At 43.9% G+C, this 17,794-nt stretch carries 14 protein-coding genes; all 14 read left to right on the top strand.

Annotation, left to right across the window (positions count from 1 at the left end; translation table 11 throughout):
- Positions 1 to 260: 260 nt before the first annotated feature.
- The gene (comA, locus tag HW098_RS09410) at positions 261 to 2,414 is read left to right on the top strand and encodes a peptide cleavage/export ABC transporter ComA (protein ID WP_176139939.1); all 2,154 of its coding nucleotides are present in this window, start codon (positions 261 to 263) and stop codon (positions 2,412 to 2,414) included.
- A 12-nt stretch (positions 2,415 to 2,426) separates the two neighbouring features.
- Positions 2,427 to 3,776: a competence pheromone export protein ComB gene (gene comB, locus HW098_RS09405; RefSeq protein WP_176139938.1), complete on the top strand. Its 1,350-nt coding sequence runs from the start codon at positions 2,427 to 2,429 to the stop codon at positions 3,774 to 3,776.
- Positions 3,777 to 3,945: 169 nt separating this feature from the next.
- The gene (purC, locus tag HW098_RS09400; RefSeq protein ID WP_153210003.1) at positions 3,946 to 4,653 is read left to right on the top strand and encodes a phosphoribosylaminoimidazolesuccinocarboxamide synthase; all 708 of its coding nucleotides are present in this window, start codon (positions 3,946 to 3,948) and stop codon (positions 4,651 to 4,653) included.
- Position 4,654: 1 nt separating this feature from the next.
- Entirely contained in the window at positions 4,655 to 4,798 is a 144-nt protein-coding gene (locus HW098_RS10830) for a phosphoribosylaminoimidazolesuccinocarboxamide synthase (RefSeq protein WP_134990285.1), read from the top strand.
- A gap of 54 nt (positions 4,799 to 4,852) precedes the next feature.
- On the top strand, positions 4,853 to 8,578 hold the full coding sequence (locus tag HW098_RS09395; protein WP_176139937.1) for a phosphoribosylformylglycinamidine synthase: 3,726 nt from the start codon (positions 4,853 to 4,855) through the stop codon (positions 8,576 to 8,578).
- 92 nt (positions 8,579 to 8,670) lie between these two features.
- The gene (gene purF, locus HW098_RS09390; RefSeq protein ID WP_176139936.1) at positions 8,671 to 10,113 is read left to right on the top strand and encodes an amidophosphoribosyltransferase; all 1,443 of its coding nucleotides are present in this window, start codon (positions 8,671 to 8,673) and stop codon (positions 10,111 to 10,113) included.
- Between the two features lie 314 nt (positions 10,114 to 10,427).
- The gene (purM, locus tag HW098_RS09385; protein WP_176139935.1) at positions 10,428 to 11,450 is read left to right on the top strand and encodes a phosphoribosylformylglycinamidine cyclo-ligase; all 1,023 of its coding nucleotides are present in this window, start codon (positions 10,428 to 10,430) and stop codon (positions 11,448 to 11,450) included.
- Complete coding sequence (gene purN / locus HW098_RS09380; RefSeq protein WP_176139934.1) at positions 11,447 to 11,992, top strand: phosphoribosylglycinamide formyltransferase; 546 nt, start codon at positions 11,447 to 11,449, stop codon at positions 11,990 to 11,992. The genes purM and purN overlap by 4 nt, the downstream gene beginning before the upstream one ends.
- Positions 11,993 to 12,075: 83 nt before the next feature.
- Positions 12,076 to 12,585, top strand: a complete 510-nt coding sequence (locus HW098_RS09375; RefSeq protein ID WP_176139933.1) for a VanZ family protein — start codon at positions 12,076 to 12,078, stop codon at positions 12,583 to 12,585.
- Positions 12,586 to 12,609: 24 nt separating this feature from the next.
- On the top strand, positions 12,610 to 14,157 hold the full coding sequence (gene purH, locus HW098_RS09370) for a bifunctional phosphoribosylaminoimidazolecarboxamide formyltransferase/IMP cyclohydrolase (RefSeq protein WP_176139932.1): 1,548 nt from the start codon (positions 12,610 to 12,612) through the stop codon (positions 14,155 to 14,157).
- Between the two features lie 121 nt (positions 14,158 to 14,278).
- Positions 14,279 to 15,541, top strand: coding sequence for a phosphoribosylamine--glycine ligase (purD, locus tag HW098_RS09365; protein ID WP_176139931.1), 1,263 nt, complete (start codon positions 14,279 to 14,281; stop codon positions 15,539 to 15,541).
- Between the two features lie 193 nt (positions 15,542 to 15,734).
- The gene (gene purE / locus HW098_RS09360) at positions 15,735 to 16,223 is read left to right on the top strand and encodes a 5-(carboxyamino)imidazole ribonucleotide mutase (RefSeq protein ID WP_176139930.1); all 489 of its coding nucleotides are present in this window, start codon (positions 15,735 to 15,737) and stop codon (positions 16,221 to 16,223) included.
- Positions 16,210 to 17,301 carry a 5-(carboxyamino)imidazole ribonucleotide synthase gene (gene purK / locus HW098_RS09355; RefSeq protein ID WP_176139929.1) on the top strand — a complete coding sequence of 364 codons (1,092 nt, stop codon included), beginning with the start codon at positions 16,210 to 16,212 and terminating at the stop codon, positions 17,299 to 17,301. The genes purE and purK overlap by 14 nt, the downstream gene beginning before the upstream one ends.
- Positions 17,302 to 17,790, top strand: coding sequence for a hypothetical protein (locus HW098_RS09350; RefSeq protein WP_176139928.1), 489 nt, complete (start codon positions 17,302 to 17,304; stop codon positions 17,788 to 17,790).
- Positions 17,791 to 17,794: the final 4 nt, after the last annotated feature.

Genomic DNA, 17,794 nt, shown 5'->3' with positions numbered 1-17,794 from the left:
TGAAGTAACTTTAAATAGGATGTCGTACAGGTTACTATCAATGATTTATTTGTTCCAAGCTTGCCTAGGGTGTCAGAAAAAAATCATTTTCCTTTCAATAGCATATTTTTAGTAGGTAGGACGTTTGTTCTGCCTATTTTCTTTATCCTAAAAGTGCAGTTGGGAGGGAGATAGGAGCATTTGGGAAGGAAGTCCAGTTTTTATTTGGGAATTGGGGTAAGATAGTTGTTATCAGATGAGTTTAGAAAAAGGAGATGAATATGAAATTTGGGAAACGTCACTATCGTCCGCAGGTGGATCAGATGGACTGCGGTGTAGCTTCATTAGCCATGGTTTTTGGCTATTATGGTAGTTATTATTCTTTGGCTCACTTGCGAGAATTGGCCAAGACGACCATGGATGGGACGACGGCCTTGGGCTTGGTCAAGGTGGCAGAGGAGATTGGTTTTGAGACGCGAGCAATTAAGGCGGATATGACGCTCTTTGACTTGCCAGATTTGACCTTTCCTTTTGTTGCTCATGTGCTTAAGGAAGGAAAATTACTCCACTACTATGTGGTGACTGGGCAGGATAAGGATAGCATTCATATTGCCGATCCAGATCCTGGGGTGAAATTGACCAAACTGCCACGTGAGCGTTTTGCGGAAGAATGGACAGGAGTGACTCTTTTTATGGCACCTAGTCCAGACTACAAGCCTCATAAGGATCAAAAGAATGGTCTGCTCTCTTTTATCCCTATATTAGTGAAGCAGCGTGGCTTGATTGCCAACATCGTTTTGGCAACACTCTTGGTAACCGTGATTAACATTGTGGGTTCTTATTATCTGCAGTCTATCATTGATACCTATGTGCCAGATCAGATGCGTTCGACGCTGGGGATTATTTCTATTGGGCTGGTCATCGTCTATATCCTCCAGCAGATCTTGTCTTACGCTCAGGAGTATCTCTTACTTGTTTTGGGGCAACGCTTGTCGATTGATGTGATTTTGTCCTATATCAAACATGTTTTTCACCTGCCTATGTCCTTTTTTGCGACACGCAGGACAGGGGAAATCGTGTCTCGTTTCACGGATGCTAACAGTATTATCGATGCGCTGGCTTCGACCATTCTTTCGATTTTCCTAGATGTGTCAACGGTTGTCATTATTTCCCTTGTTTTATTTTCACAAAATACCAATCTCTTTTTCATGACTTTATTGGCGCTTCCTATCTATACAGTGATTATCTTTGCCTTTATGAAGCCTTTTGAAAAGATGAATCGGGATACCATGGAAGCCAATGCGGTTCTGTCTTCTTCTATCATTGAGGACATCAACGGTATTGAGACTATTAAGTCTTTGACCAGTGAAAGTCAACGTTACCAAAAGATTGACAAGGAATTTGTAGATTATCTGAAGAAGTCCTTTACCTATAGTCGAGCAGAGAGTCAGCAAAAGGCTCTGAAAAAAGTTGCCCATCTCTTGCTCAATGTCGGCATTCTCTGGATGGGAGCTGTTCTGGTCATGGATGGCAAGATGAGTTTGGGGCAGTTGATTACCTATAATACCTTGCTTGTTTACTTTACCAATCCTTTGGAAAATATCATCAACCTGCAAACTAAGCTTCAGACAGCGCAGGTTGCCAATAACCGTCTGAATGAGGTTTATCTGGTAGCTTCTGAGTTTGAGGAGAAGAAAACGGTTGAGGATTTGAGCTTGATGAAGGGAGAGATGACCTTCAAGCAGGTTCATTACAAGTATGGCTATGGTCGAGACGTCTTGTCGGCTATCAATTTGACTATTCCCCAAGGCTCTAAGGTGGCTTTTGTGGGAATTTCAGGGTCAGGTAAGACGACCTTGGCTAAGATGATGGTTAATTTTTACGATCCAAGTCAGGGAGAGATTAGTCTGGGTGGTGTCAATCTCAATCAGATTGATAAAAAGACTCTGCGTCAGTATATCAACTATCTGCCTCAACAGCCCTATGTCTTTAACGGAACGATTTTGGACAATCTTCTTTTGGGAGCCAAGGAGGGGACGACTCAGGAGGATATCTTACGGGCGGTCGAATTGGCAGAGATTCGGGAGGATATTGAGCGCATGCCACTGAATTACCAGACAGAATTGACTTCGGATGGGGCAGGGATCTCAGGTGGCCAACGGCAGAGAATCGCTTTGGCGCGTGCTCTCTTGACGGATGCCCCTGTCTTGATTTTGGATGAGGCGACTAGCAGTTTGGATATTTTGACAGAGAAGCGAATTGTCGATAATCTTATGGCTTTAGACAAGACATTGATTTTCATTGCTCACCGCTTGACCATTGCTGAGCGGACAGAGAAGGTTGTAGTCTTGGATCAGGGAAAGATTGTCGAAGAAGGAAAGCATGCTGATTTGCTTGCACAGGGTGGCTTCTACGCCCATTTGGTAAATAGCTAGAAAGAGGAGAGGATGAAACCAGAATTTTTAGAAAGTGCGGAGTTTTATAACCGTCGTTATCATAATTTTTCCAGTCGGGTGATTGTGCCCATGTCCCTTCTGCTCGTGTTTTTGCTTGGCTTTGCAATATTTGCAGAGAAGGAGATAAGTTTGTCTACTAGAGCTACTGTTGAGCCTAGTCGAATCCTTGCAAATATCCAGTCAACTAGTAACAATCGCATTCTTGTCAATCATTTGGAAGAAAATAAGCTGGTTAAAAAGGGAGAACTGTTGGTTCAATATCAAGAAGGGGCAGAGGGTGTCCAAGCGGAGGCCTATGCTAGTCAGTTGGACATGCTCAAGGATCAAAAAAAGCAATTGGAGTATTTGCAAAAGAGCCTGCAAGAAGGGGAGAACCACTTTCCAGAGGAGGATAAATTTGGCTACCAAGCCACCTTTCGCGACTATATTAGTCAAGCAGGCAGTCTTAGGGCTAGTACATCGCAACAAAATGAGACCATTGCGTCCCAGAATGCAGCAACTAGTCAAACCCAAGCCGAAATCGGCAATCTCATCAGCCAAACAGAGGCTAAAATTCGCGATTACCAGACAGCTAAGTCAGCTATTGAAACAGGTGCTTCCTTGGCCAGTCAGAATCTAGCCTACTCTCTCTACCAGTCCTATAAGTCTCAGGGCGAGGAAAATTCGCAAGCTAAGGCTCAGGCAGTGGAGCAGGTTGAAGCGCAGCTTTCTCAGTTAGAATCTAGTCTTGCTTCTTACCGTGTTCAGTATGCAGGTTCAGGTACCCAGCAAGCCTATGCGTCAGGCTTAAGCAGTCAATTGGAGTCTCTCAAATCCCAACACTTGGCAAAGGTTGGTCAGGAATTGACCCTTCTAGACCAGAAAATCTTGGAGGTGGAGTCAGGTAAGAAGGTACAGGGAAATCTTTTAGACAAGGGGAAAATTACGGCGAGTGAGGATGGGGTGCTTCATCTTAATCCTGAGACTAGTGATTCTACCATGGTCGCAGAAGGAACACTGCTAGCCCAACTCTATCCGTCCTTGGAAAAAGAAGGGAAAGCCAAACTTACAGCCTATCTCAGTTCAAAAGATGTAGCAAGAGTCAAGATCGGTGATTCTGTTCGTTATACGACGACTCATGATACCAAGAATCAACTTTTCCTAGATTCTACTATTACAAGTATTGATGCGACAGCTACCAAGACTGAAAAAGGGAATTTCTTTAAAATTGAGGCGGAGACTAATCTAACTTCGGAGCAGGCTGAAAAACTTCGTTACGGGGTGGAAGGTCGCCTGCAGATGATTACAGGCAAGAAAAGTTATCTACGTTATTATTTGGATCAATTTTTGAACCAAGAGTAATGTTCGTGTTTTTAGAGTTAAATGATTTTAAAACTGTGAGAAAGATTCTTCTTGCAGTTTTTTCTTTATGATTTTTGATGTCACTACGTTATTTATTCGGTTAAATTCTTGTAATTTTAGGTTTTTTATGGTAGAATGTGCTCAAGTAATACGAAAGGCGAACTTTAAAATGTCAAAACAATTAATCTATTCGGGAAAAGCTAAAGATATCTATACAACTGAGGATGAAAATCTTATTATTTCAACTTACAAGGACCAGGCGACTGCTTTCAATGGTGTCAAGAAGGAGCAGATTGCAGGTAAGGGAGTGTTGAATAATCAGATCTCATCTTTTATTTTTGAGAAATTAAATGCGGCTGGTGTGGCGACTCACTTTGTGGAGAAACTTTCAGATACAGAACAACTCAATAAAAAGGTGGAAATCATTCCTTTGGAAGTCGTACTTCGCAACTACACGGCTGGTTCCTTTTCAAAACGTTTTGGTGTGGATGAGGGAATCGCCTTGGAGACTCCGATTGTCGAATTTTACTATAAAAATGATGATTTGGATGATCCATTTATCAATGACGAGCATGTGAAATTCCTACAGATTGCGGATGACCAGCAAATCGCCTACTTGAAGGAAGAAACTCGTCGAATCAATGAACTTTTGAAGGTCTGGTTTGCTGAGATTGGACTTAAGTTGATTGACTTTAAGCTAGAGTTCGGTTTTGATAAGGATGGCAAGATTATCTTAGCAGACGAATTTTCACCAGATAACTGCCGCTTGTGGGATGCGGATGGCAACCACATGGATAAGGATGTTTTCCGTAGAGGATTGGGAGAACTAACAGATGTTTACGAGATCGTCTGGGAGAAGTTGCAAGGTTTGAAATAATCTGTTTGCAACGGAAAACCTTCGTCTCTCAAATAAAAGGACTCAGGCTGAAAAGGTCCCCCAGACCTTTTCACTCCGTAGAGGATTGGGAGAACTAACCGACGTTTACGAAATTGTTTGGGAAAAGTTGCAGGGGTTGAAATAGCAACCTCAAGGTCGTTGGAACATTGTAAGAGCTGAAATAAAGGAATAAGAATTGATGGATAAACGTATTTTTGTTGAAAAAAAGGCTGATTTTCAGGTCAAGTCAGAGAGTTTGGTGAGAGAACTCCAGCACAACTTGGGACTTTCAAGCTTGAAAAGTATTCGCATCGTGCAAGTGTATGATGTATTTGACTTGGCAGAGGACCTGTTTGCACCTGCAGAGAAACACATCTTCTCTGAGCAGGTGACAGACCATGTTTTGGACGAAGCGGCTGTGCAGGCGGATCTTGCCAACTATGCTTTCTTTGCTATTGAAAGCCTGCCAGGGCAGTTTGACCAGCGTGCAGCTTCTTCGCAAGAAGCCTTGCTTTTGTTGGGAAGTTCGAGTGATGTGACGGTCAATACAGCTCAACTTTACTTGGTCAATAAAGATATTGATGCGACTGAGTTGGAAGCGGTCAAGAACTATCTGCTCAACCCAGTTGATTCTCGTTTCAAGGATATTACGGCAGGGATTGCCAAGCAGGAATTTTCTGAGTCAGACAAGACCATTCCTAAATTGGCTTTCTTTGAAAACTATACAGCAGAAGACTTTGCTCGCTACAAGGCCGAGCAAGGGATGGCTATGGAAGTGGATGATTTGCTCTTTATCCAAGACTACTTTAAGTCAATCGGGCGCGTGCCAACTGAGACTGAACTCAAGGTTTTGGATACTTACTGGTCTGACCACTGCCGTCACACGACGTTTGAGACTGAGTTGAAGCAGATTGATTTCTCAGCTTCTAAATTCCAAAAACAATTACAGGCAACCTATGATAAGTATATTGCCATGCGCGATGAGTTGGGGTGTTCTGAAAAACCGCAAACCTTGATGGATATGGCGACTATTTTCGGTCGTTATGAGCGTGCTAATGGACGTTTGGACGATATGGAAGTGTCTGACGAAATCAATGCTTGCTCAGTTGAAATCGAAGTGGACGTTGATGGTGTGAAAGAACCATGGCTCCTAATGTTCAAGAATGAAACTCACAACCACCCAACGGAAATTGAGCCATTTGGTGGCGCGGCTACCTGTATCGGTGGAGCCATTCGTGACCCATTGTCAGGTCGTTCCTACGTTTATCAAGCCATGCGTATTTCAGGTGCGGGTGATATTACAGCACCGATTTCGGAAACTCGTGCTGGTAAGCTGCCACAACAAGTCATTTCTAAAACAGCTGCTCATGGTTATTCTTCATATGGTAACCAGATTGGGCTTGCGACGACCTACGTTCGTGAGTATTTCCACCCAGGCTTTGTAGCTAAACGCATGGAGCTTGGTGCTGTTGTCGGAGCGGCTCCTAAGGGCAATGTTGTCCGTGAAAAACCGGAAGCGGGAGACGTGATTATCCTCCTCGGTGGTAAGACTGGACGTGACGGTGTCGGTGGTGCGACAGGTTCTTCTAAGGTTCAAACAGTTGAGTCCGTGGAAACTGCTGGAGCTGAAGTTCAAAAAGGGAATGCTATCGAAGAACGCAAGATTCAACGTCTGTTCCGTAATGGCGATGTGACTCGTCTTATCAAAAAATCAAATGATTTTGGCGCTGGTGGTGTTTGTGTGGCTATCGGTGAATTAGCAGACGGTCTTGAAATCGACCTTAACAAAGTGCCTCTTAAATACCAAGGCTTGAATGGTACAGAAATTGCCATCTCTGAATCTCAAGAACGGATGGCAGTTGTGGTTCGTCCTGAGGATGTAGATGCCTTCGTTGCGGAATGTAACAAAGAAAATATTGATGCTGTTGTAGTTGCGACAGTGACGGAAAAACCAAATCTAGTCATGCACTGGAATGGTGAAACGATTGTCGACTTGGAACGTCGTTTCCTAGATACCAACGGTGTGCGTGTCGTTGTTGATGCCAAGGTTGTGGACAAGGATGTCAAGCTTCCGGAAGCACGTCAAACATCTGCTGACACACTTGAAGCAGATACCTTTACGGTTCTATCTGACCTCAACCATGCCAGTCAAAAAGGCTTGCAGACTATCTTTGACTGCTCAGTCGGTCGTTCTACAGTCAATCATCCGCTTGGTGGTCGCTACCAACTCACTCCAACTGAGGCTTCTGTACAGAAATTACCAGTTCAACACGGTGTGACTCATACTGCGTCAGTCATGGCTCAAGGTTTCAACCCATATGTAGCTGAATGGTCTCCATACCACGGTGCTGCCTATGCGGTGATCGAAGCAACTGCTCGTTTGGTTGTTGCTGGTGCCAACTGGTCTCAGGCTCGTTTTTCTTACCAAGAGTACTTCGAGCGCATGGATAAACAAGCCGAGCGTTTTGGTCAGCCAGTAGCAGCTCTCCTAGGTTCTATCGAGGCACAAATTCAGCTTGGTTTGCCATCTATCGGTGGTAAGGACTCCATGTCTGGTACTTTTGAAGAATTGACAGTACCGCCAACCTTGGTCGCTTTTGGGGTGACAACGGTAGATAGCCGTAAGGTGCTTTCTCCTGAGTTCAAAACTGCTGGGGAAAACATCTACTGCATCCCAGGTCAAGCCCTTGCTACAGAGATTGATTTTGACTTGATTAAGTCTAATTTTGCTCAGTTTGAAGCCATCCAAGCTAACCACACAGTGACATCTGCGTCAGCTGTTAAATACGGTGGTGTGCTTGAAAGTTTGGCTCTTGCTACCTTTGGAAATCATATCGGTGCAGAGGTAATCTTGCCTGAACTTGAAACGGCTTTGACAGCTCAATTAGGTGGATTTATCTTCACATCGCCTGAAGAAATCGCTGGAGTAGAGAAGATTGGTCAAACGAAAGCAGACTTTACACTGACTGTAAACGGTGTGAAGCTAGATGGACAGAAACTTGACAGTGCCTTCCAAGGGACATTGGAAGAAGTTTACCCAACAGAATTTACTCAAGCGAAAGAACTTGCTGAAGTACCAGCTGTGGCATCAGATGTTGTGATTAAAGCCCAAGAAAAGGTTGAAAAACCTGTGGTTTACATCCCAGTCTTTCCAGGAACCAACTCGGAATATGACTCAGCTAAGGCCTTCGAAAAAGAAGGCGCAGAGGTTAACTTGGTACCATTCGTGACCTTGAACGAAGAAGCCATTGTCAAGTCAGTTGAAACTATGGTTGACAACATCGGCAAGGCTAACATTCTCTTCTTTGCAGGTGGTTTCTCAGCTGCAGACGAGCCAGATGGTTCAGCTAAGTTTATTGTCAACATCCTGCTCAATGAAAAAGTGCGTGCAGCTATTGATAGCTTTATCGCCCGTGGTGGCTTGATTATCGGTATCTGTAATGGATTCCAGGCTCTCGTAAAATCAGGTCTTCTTCCATACGGAAACTTTGAAGATGCCAGCAGTACGAGCCCAACCCTCTTCTACAATGATGCCAACCAACACGTGGCCAAGATGGTGGAAACTCGCATTGCCAATACTAACTCACCATGGCTTGCTGGAGTGGAAGTTGGTGAGATTCATGCCATTCCTGTTTCGCACGGTGAAGGGAAATTTGTCGTGACGGCTGAGGAATTTGCAGAGCTCCGTGACAATGGACAAATCTTTAGCCAATACGTTGACTTTGATGGAAAACCAAGTATGGACTCTAAGTACAATCCGAATGGTTCTGTCCATGCCATTGAAGGAATTACCAGCAAGAATGGTCAAATCATCGGTAAGATGGGGCACTCAGAACGTTATGAGGAAGGTCTTTTCCAAAATATCCCAGGAAATAAAGACCAGCACCTCTTCGCGTCAGCGGTTAAATATTTCACTGGAAAATAAGACTTGCAGATTTTCTAATAGATAGTATCAGTAATGTAAAAGTCATGTAGATTTAGCTCTTGGTGATTACAAATGAAAATTAGGTATAAAAAATGACATACGAAGTAAAATCTCTTAATGAAGAATGTGGTGTTTTCGGTATCTGGGGACATCCAGATGCTGCTAAGTTGACCTATTTTGGTCTCCACAGTCTTCAACACCGTGGTCAGGAGGGGGCGGGAATCCTCTCCAATGATCAGGGGCAATTGAAGCGCCATCGTGACATGGGGCTTTTATCAGAAGTGTTCAGAAATCCAGCTAATTTGGATAAATTGACAGGAACTAGTGCGATTGGGCATGTTCGTTACGCGACTGCTGGCGAAGCTTCTGTAGATAATATCCAGCCCTTCCTCTTCCGTTTTCACGATATGCAGTTTGGCTTGGCTCATAATGGGAATCTGACCAATGCAGCCTCTCTCAAGAAAGAACTGGAACAAAGAGGAGCGATTTTCAGTGCGACTTCGGACTCGGAAATCTTGGCTCATCTCATTCGTCGCAGTCACAATCCTAGCCTGATGGGCAAAATCAAGGAAGCGCTCAGCCTTGTCAAAGGTGGTTTTGCCTATATCTTGCTGTTTGAGGACAAGTTGATTGCGGCTCTTGACCCTAATGGCTTCCGTCCCCTTTCGATCGGTAAAATGGCTAATGGAGCGGTGGTGGTTTCCTCTGAAACTTGTGCTTTTGAAGTCATTGGTGCAGAGTGGATTCGTGATTTGAAGCCAGGTGAGATTGTGATCATTGATGACAAGGGAATCCAGTATGATAGCTATACAGATGATACTCAGTTAGCAATCTGTTCTATGGAGTATATCTATTTTGCTCGCCCTGATTCTAACATTCATGGTGTCAATGTCCATACGGCACGTAAACGTATGGGTGCCCAATTGGCGCGTGAATTCAAGCATGAGGCGGATATCGTGGTCGGTGTACCCAATTCTTCCCTCAGCGCAGCCATGGGCTTTGCGGAAGAGTCCGGGCTACCAAATGAAATGGGCCTCATCAAGAACCAATACACCCAACGCACCTTTATCCAACCGACTCAAGAATTGCGGGAGCAAGGTGTGCGGATGAAACTATCTGCTGTTTCTGGTGTTGTAAAAGGCAAGCGTGTGGTTATGATTGATGACTCTATTGTACGTGGAACAACCTCTCGTCGTATCGTTCAGCTCTTGAAAGAAGCGGGTGCAACTGAGGTTCACGTTGCTATTGGCAGTCCAGCGCTAGCTTATCCATGCTTCTACGGGATTGATATCCAGACCCGTCAGGAGCTGATTGCAGCCAATCATACGGTTGAAGAAACTCGCCAAATCATTGGTGCGGACAGTCTGACCTATCTTTCTGTTGAGGGCTTGATTGAGTCGATTGGGATTGAAACAGATGCGCCAAATGGTGGTCTCTGTGTCGCTTACTTTGACGGTGACTACCCAACACCTCTCTACGACTATGAAGAAGACTATCGTAGAAGTTTGGAAGAAAAGATCAGTTTTTACAAATAGATGACAGATTCTCCATTAAAGAAAAGGAATATAAAAATGACAAAAAATGCTTATGCTCCACGTCTCACTACTGACTAAAAGCTAAAGCATTTGTCAGTAGACGCTTTCTCCTATGGGGCAAAGCTAGAGCCCTGACTAGTATTTTTATACTCTTCGAAAATCAAATTCAAACCACGTCAGCTTCACCTTGCCGTACTCAAGTACAGCCTGCGGCTAGCTTCCTAGTTTGCTCTTTGATTTTCATTGAGTATTAGATAAAATAATTGTTTATCTAAAAATACGTCGCAATCTTCTCAAAGAAAAGGAAAAATAAAATGGCAAATAAAAATGCTTATGCCCAGTCTGGCGTGGATGTTGAAGCGGGTTATGAAGTTGTTGAACGAATCAAAAAGCACGTGGCTCGTACGGAGCGTGCAGGTGTTATGGGAGCTCTTGGTGGTTTTGGTGGTATGTTTGACCTTTCAAAAACAGGTGTCAAAGAACCTGTCTTGATTTCAGGAACTGATGGTGTCGGAACCAAACTCATGTTGGCTATCAAATACGACAAGCACGATACTATCGGTCAGGACTGTGTGGCCATGTGTGTCAATGATATCATCGCTGCGGGTGCGGAACCCCTCTATTTCCTTGACTACGTAGCGACAGGGAAGAATGAACCAGCTAAGCTAGAACAAGTTGTCGCTGGTGTGGCAGAAGGTTGTGTGCAGGCAGGCGCTGCCCTCATTGGTGGGGAAACGGCTGAAATGCCTGGCATGTACGGCGAAGATGACTATGACTTGGCTGGTTTTGCGGTCGGTGTGGCTGAAAAATCTCAAATCATTGACGGTTCAAAGGTGGCAGAAGGAGATGTTCTTCTCGGACTTGCTTCAAGTGGGATTCATTCCAATGGTTACTCTCTCGTCCGTCGTGTCTTTGCGGATTACACAGGTGAGGAAATCTTGCCAGAATTGGAAGGCAAGCAACTCAAGGAAGTTCTTCTTGAGCCGACTCGTATCTATGTCAAGGCTGTTTTGCCACTCATCAAGGAAGAGTTGATCAACGGCATTGCCCACATCACTGGTGGTGGCTTTATCGAAAATGTCCCTCGTATGTTTGCAGCTGACTTGGCTGCTGAGATTGAGGAAGACAAGGTTCCAGTTTTACCGATTTTCAAAGCCCTTGAAAAATACGGTCAGATCAAACACGAAGAAATGTTTGAAATCTTCAATATGGGTGTGGGGCTTATGTTTGCAGTTAGCACTGAGAATGTAGATCGCATCAAGGAATTGTTGGATGAACCAGTCTATGAAATTGGTCGCATCGTCAAGAAAGAAAACGAAAGTGTCATCATCAAATGAAAAAAATAGCGGTTTTTGCCTCTGGTAATGGCTCAAATTTTCAGGTGATAGCGGAACAATTTCCAGTAGAGTTTGTCTTTTCAGACCATCGTGACGCCTATGTGCTCGAACGTGCAGACAAGCTTGGCGTTCTGTCCTATGCTTTTGAACTCAAGGAGTTTGAGAGTAAGGCAGACTACGAAGCAGCCCTTGTCGAACTCTTGGAAGAGCACCATATTGACTTGGTTTGTCTAGCAGGCTACATGAAAATTGTTGGGCCTACTTTACTGGCAGCCTATGAAGGTCGAATTATCAACATTCATCCAGCCTACTTGCCAGAATTTCCAGGAGCTCATGGGATTGAGGACGCTTGGAATGCTGGCGTGGATCAGTCTGGTGTGACCATTCACTGGGTGGACTCAGGTGTGGATACAGGAAAGATTATCAAACAAGTGCGTGTGCCACGGCTGGCTGATGATACGATTGACAGTTTTGAAGCTCGTATTCATGAGGCAGAGTACAAGTTGTATCCAGAAGTAGTGAAGGCTCTATTTACAGATTGACTTTTTGTTGATTCATATGATATCTTTGATTCAAAATTGGAGTCAGTGCTTGTTGAATACGGCTTCAAACTGAGGTATTTGTAATGTTAGAATCTAAAAAAACAACTCGATATGTATTTTATGTCTATATGATGTTATTAACTTGGGGAATCTTATTTAAGTTTGAAACAAATCCTGAATTTATAGCATTTTTCTTAGCTCCAAGGTATATCAATTGGATTCCATTTTCAGAACCACTAATAGTAGATGGAAAAATTGTTTTTGCTGAAATGTTATTTAATCTGATTTCCTTTATTCCATTAGGTGTTTGTTTCCCTCTGATAAAAACTAATTTATCTAGTTTAAAAATAGTCGGGACAGGTTTCTTGATTAGTTTATTGTTTGAGTGCTTACAGTATATTTTAGCAATAGGTATAACAGATATAACGGATTTGGCTTTAAATACGCTAGGCGTCTGTGTAGGCTTGCTGATTTATCAAATTTTTATAAGAGTGTTCAAATCACAGACTAGAAAATGGGTCAATATCTTAGGTATGCTTAGCCTTGGTTTTGCTTATCTTATTTTACTGTTACTGGATTTAATTGGTGTTTAACTAATGATTAAAAAGGAGAATATAATGACTAAACGCGCCTTAATCAGCGTCTCAGACAAAGCGGGCATTGTTGAATTTGCCCAAGAACTTAAAAAACTTGGTTGGGATATTATCTCGACAGGTGGGACAAAGGTTGCCCTTGACAATGCTGGGGTGGAGACCATTGCGATCGATGATGTGACGGGCTTCCCAGAGATGATGGACGGTCGTGTCAAGACCCTTCATCCAAATATCCACGGTGGACTCCTCGCTCGTCGTGACTTGGATAGTCACCTGGAAGCGGCCAAAGACAATCAAATCGAGCTTATCGACCTTGTGGTAGTTAACCTTTACCCATTCAAGGAAACGATTCTCAAACCAGATGTGACTTATGCTGATGCGGTGGAGAATATCGATATCGGTGGTCCATCTATGCTTCGTTCTGCAGCGAAGAACCACGCTAGCGTAACGGTTGTGGTAGATCCAGCTGACTACGCTGTGGTTCTTGACGAATTGGTAGCAAATGGAGAAACAAGTTACGAAACGCGTCAACGTTTAGCAGCAAAAGTTTTCCGACACACGGCGGCTTATGATGCCTTGATTGCAGAGTATTTTACAGCTCAAGTGGGGGAAAGCAAACCTGAAAAGTTGACTTTGACCTATGACCTCAAACAGGCTATGCGTTACGGTGAAAATCCTCAACAAGATGCAGACTTTTACCAAAAAGCCTTGCCAACAGACTACTCGATTGCTTCGGCTAAACAGCTCAATGGTAAAGAATTGTCCTTCAATAATATCCGTGATACGGATGCTGCCATTCGTATTATTCGTGATTTCAAAGACCGTCCAACCGTTGTGGCTCTCAAACACATGAACCCATGTGGAATCGGTCAGGCTGATGACATCGAGACTGCTTGGGACTACGCTTATGAGTCTGACCCAGTGTCTATCTTTGGTGGAATTGTCGTTCTCAACCGTGAGGTAGATGCTGCGACAGCCGAGAAGATGCATGGTGTTTTCCTTGAAATCATCATCGCACCAAGCTATACGGATGAAGCGCTAGCTATTTTGACTAATAAAAAGAAAAACTTGCGTATCCTTGCCTTGCCATTTGATGCTCAAGAAGCTAGCGAAGTGGAAGCAGAATACACAGGTGTTGTCGGTGGACTTCTGGTACAAAACCAAGACGTGGTCAAAGAAAGCCCAGCTGACTGGCAAGTGGTGACCAAACGCCAGCCAACTGAGACAGAAGCGACTGCTCTTGAGTTCGCTTGGAAAGCTATCAAGTACGTCAAATCAAATGGTATCATCATCACCAATGACCACATGACACTGGGTGTTGGCCCAGGTCAAACCAACCGTGTGGCTTCTGTTCGTATTGCCATTGACCAAGCTAAAGACCGTCTGGACGGTGCTGTTCTTGCTTCGGATGCCTTCTTCCCATTTGCGGATAATGTGGAAGAAATCGCCAAAGCAGGAATCAAGGCCATCATCCAGCCAGGTGGATCGGTCCGTGATCAGGAATCCATCGAAGCGGCGGATAAATATGGCTTGACCATGGTCTTCACAGGAGTGAGACATTTTAGACATTAAGAACGTTAAAGGGAAGAAAACAGTTTCTTTCTTTTTTTGCGTAAAAATGCGGAGTGAAACAAGATTAAAACGAACGTTTGTGATATAATGTTATTAAATAATTCGCAAAAGAGGTTGAAAAATGAAACTGCTTATTGTAGGTTCAGGTGGTCGTGAACATGCGATTGCTAAGAAGTTGCTTGAGTCAAAAGAGGTAGAAAAGGTTTTTGTTGCTCCTGGGAATGATGGGATGACTCTGGATGGTTTGGAATTGGTAAATATCTCTATTTCCGAACATTCTAAATTGATTGACTTCGCAAAGGCCAACGATATTGCTTGGACCTTCATTGGTCCAGATGATGCCCTTGCTGCTGGAATCGTAGATGACTTCAACCAAGCTGGGCTCAAAGCCTTTGGTCCGACAAGACTGGCAGCGGAACTGGAGTGGTCCAAAGATTTTGCCAAGAAAATCATGGTCAAATACGGCGTTCCGACAGCATCCTATGGCACATTTTCCGACTTTGAGGAAGCCAAGGCCTATATCGAAAAGCAGGGTGCGCCTATCGTAGTCAAGGCGGATGGCTTAGCGCTTGGAAAAGGTGTCGTTGTTGCTGAGACGGTTGAGCAAGCAGTCGAAGCCGCTCACGAGATGCTTTTGGACAATAAATTCGGTGACTCAGGTGCGCGTGTGGTCATCGAGGAATTCCTTGACGGTGAGGAGTTCTCTCTCTTTGCCTTTGTCAATGGTGATAAGTTCTACATCATGCCAACGGCTCAGGACCACAAACGTGCCTACGACGGGGACAAGGGCCCTAACACTGGTGGGATGGGGGCCTATGCACCAGTTCCACACTTGACACAGAATGTAGTTGACACGGCAGTGGAGACTATTGTCAAGCCAGTCCTTGAAGGGATGATTAAAGAAGGTCGTCCTTATCTGGGAGTTCTTTACGCAGGTCTTATCTTGACAGTTGACGGGCCGAAGGTCATCGAGTTCAATGCTCGTTTTGGAGATCCCGAAACTCAGATTATCTTACCTCGTTTGACATCGGACTTTGCACAAAACATTACTGACATTTTGGATGGCAAGGAGCCGAAGATCACGTGGCTGGACAAGGGTGTGACTCTGGGTGTGGTTGTCGCATCCAACGGTTATCCGCTAGACTATGAAAAAGGTGTCAAGTTGCCAGCCAAAACCGATGGTGACATTATCACCTACTATGCAGGGGCTAAGTTTGCTGAAAATAGCAGAGCACTGCTGTCAAACGGTGGACGAGTTTATATGCTCGTTACCATAGCAGATACCGTCAAAGAAGCCCAAGCCAGCATCTACCAAGAACTATCCCAACAAAAAATAGAAGGACTCTTCTACCGAACAGATATCGGAAGCAAGGCAATTAAGTAAAGATATAAGAATAACGCGACGCAGTCGCCAAATACGATAATGGTCGTCGTGGTGAAAAGACCAGAACAGTGAATGTTCTGGTCAGGGGGAAACTTTGAGACCTTAGGCTCAAAGTTTAGGAATGAAACCGAAGATTTGCTTCCGTTCCTTACAACCTAAGGTGATTGTTGAAAAAGAGGAAAAAGGAGAAGAAATGAAACTCGTAATTTCCATTATCATGGGCTCAAAATCCGACTGGGCAACCATGCAAAAAACAGCAGAAGTCCTAGACCGCTTTGGTGTAGCCTACGAAAAGAAAGTTGTTTCTGCCCACCGTACACCAGACCTCATGTTCAAGCATGCAGAAGAGGCACGTAGCCGTGGCATCAAGGTTATCATCGCAGGCGCCGGAGGCGCAGCCCATTTGCCAGGTATGGTAGCTGCCAAAACAACACTTCCAGTTATTGGTGTGCCCGTTAAATCTCGTGCTCTTAGCGGTGTGGACTCACTCTACTCTATCGTACAAATGCCGGGCGGTGTGCCTGTTGCGACAATGGCTATCGGTGAAGCAGGTGCGACCAATGCGGCTCTCTTCGCCCTCCGTCTTCTTTCGGTAGAGGATCAGGATATCGCGACAGCTTTAGCAGATTTCGCAGAAGAACAAGGAAAAATTGCAGAGGAGTCGACGAATGAGCTCATCTAAAACAATCGGAATTATCGGTGGCGGCCAGCTGGGTCAAATGATGGCTATTTCTGCTATCTACATGGGCCACAAGGTTATCGCGTTGGATCCTGTGACTGATTGCCCGGCCTCTCGCGTGGCGGAAATCATCGTGGCTCCTTATAACGATGTAGACGCCCTCCGTCAGTTGGCTGAGCGTTGCGATGTCCTCACCTATGAGTTTGAAAATGTCGATGCTGACGGTTTGGATGCTGTCATCAAGGATGGACAACTCCCTCAAGGGACAGACCTGCTCCGCATTTCACAGAATCGCATCTTTGAAAAGGATTTTCTCTCAAATAAGGCACAAGTCACTGTGGCGCCTTATAAGGTTGTGACTTCTAGCCAAGACTTGGCGGAGATTGACCTGGCCAAAAACTATGTCCTCAAGACTGCGACTGGTGGCTACGATGGGCATGGACAAAAGGTCATTCGTTCAGCAGAAGATTTAGAAGAAGCCTATGCGTTAGCCGAGTCAGCAGACTGCGTTTTAGAGGAATTCGTCAACTTTGACCTGGAGATTTCGGTTATCGTATCAGGAAATGGCAAGGATGTTACGGTTTTCCCAGTTCAGGAAAATATTCACCGAAACAACATTCTTTCAAAAACCATTGTGCCTGCTCGCATTTCTGAGAGTTTAGTAGACAAGGCCAAAGCCATGGCAGTGCGAATCGCAGAACAGCTGAACTTGTCTGGAACTCTCTGTGTGGAAATGTTTGCGACTGCTCATGACATTATTGTCAATGAAATCGCCCCACGGCCACATAACTCTGGGCACTATTCTATTGAAGCCTGTGATTTCTCGCAGTTTGACACCCATATTTTAGGTGTTCTCGGAGCACCATTACCAGCCATCAAACTGCATGCCCCAGCTGTTATGCTCAATGTCCTCGGTCAGCACGTCGAGGCTGCTGAAAAATATGTCGCAGAAAATCCAAGCGCCCACCTCCACATGTATGGTAAAATAGAAGCGAAGTACAACCGCAAGATGGGACATGTGACTTTGTTTAGTGATGTGCCAGATAGTGTGGATGAGTTTGGGAAAGGGATAGATTTTTAGGTGAAAAAAATAATAGTATTAATAATAGTTGGTATTGCTTTTTACTCTATTCTTCTTGGCGTAGTGGTATCAGAAATATTTCAGAGTTTCTTTATATTGATTGTTTCAAATGTAATACTTGATTATTTTTATGAAATATTTGTAGCGTCGCACAAAATTACTAGTAGCATGAAATTCAGAGATGATTTTAATTCAGATTATTTTGATTTGTACTGGAATTTATCAAAAAATAGAATTCAGTTATTACTAAATTTAGCTTTATTTTCGATCTCTCTTAAATCTCTTTTTTCTGATAACATAGATATTATGAATAAATTTTTATTTTCAGTTATCTTGTTTGTTTTTGGTTTTATTGTTTGGATTATTTTATTACATATCGGAAAAAACCAAAAAATAATATTTGACTTGATGATGAAAAAACAATTAAACTATTCTGCTTATACTTCTGAAGAAATAAAATTAATCAATAATATCAAGCATAATATGTAACAAT

The sequence above is a fragment of the Streptococcus sp. 1453 genome (assembly GCF_013276955.1).
Lineage (GTDB): Bacteria > Bacillota > Bacilli > Lactobacillales > Streptococcaceae > Streptococcus.
Note: the sequence above shows the minus strand (reverse complement) of the source record. Positions and strands in the feature narration are given on the sequence as shown.

Excerpts from the sequence above, each read along its gene's own strand:
- HW098_RS09375 (WP_176139933.1), top strand. The coding sequence starts at position 12,076 with ATGTTAGAATCTAAAAAAACAACTCGATATGTATTTTATGTCTATATG.
- purN (WP_176139934.1), top strand. The coding sequence starts at position 11,447 with ATGAAAAAAATAGCGGTTTTTGCCTCTGGTAATGGCTCAAATTTTCAG.
- purF (WP_176139936.1), top strand. The coding sequence starts at position 8,671 with ATGACATACGAAGTAAAATCTCTTAATGAAGAATGTGGTGTTTTCGGT.
- comB (WP_176139938.1), top strand. The coding sequence starts at position 2,427 with ATGAAACCAGAATTTTTAGAAAGTGCGGAGTTTTATAACCGTCGTTAT.
- purK (WP_176139929.1), top strand. The coding sequence starts at position 16,210 with ATGAGCTCATCTAAAACAATCGGAATTATCGGTGGCGGCCAGCTGGGT.
- comA (WP_176139939.1), top strand. The coding sequence starts at position 261 with ATGAAATTTGGGAAACGTCACTATCGTCCGCAGGTGGATCAGATGGAC.
- purD (WP_176139931.1), top strand. The coding sequence starts at position 14,279 with ATGAAACTGCTTATTGTAGGTTCAGGTGGTCGTGAACATGCGATTGCT.
- purM (WP_176139935.1), top strand. The coding sequence starts at position 10,428 with ATGGCAAATAAAAATGCTTATGCCCAGTCTGGCGTGGATGTTGAAGCG.
- HW098_RS09395 (WP_176139937.1), top strand. The coding sequence starts at position 4,853 with ATGGATAAACGTATTTTTGTTGAAAAAAAGGCTGATTTTCAGGTCAAG.
- purC (WP_153210003.1), top strand. The coding sequence starts at position 3,946 with ATGTCAAAACAATTAATCTATTCGGGAAAAGCTAAAGATATCTATACA.
- purE (WP_176139930.1), top strand. The coding sequence starts at position 15,735 with ATGAAACTCGTAATTTCCATTATCATGGGCTCAAAATCCGACTGGGCA.
- purH (WP_176139932.1), top strand. The coding sequence starts at position 12,610 with ATGACTAAACGCGCCTTAATCAGCGTCTCAGACAAAGCGGGCATTGTT.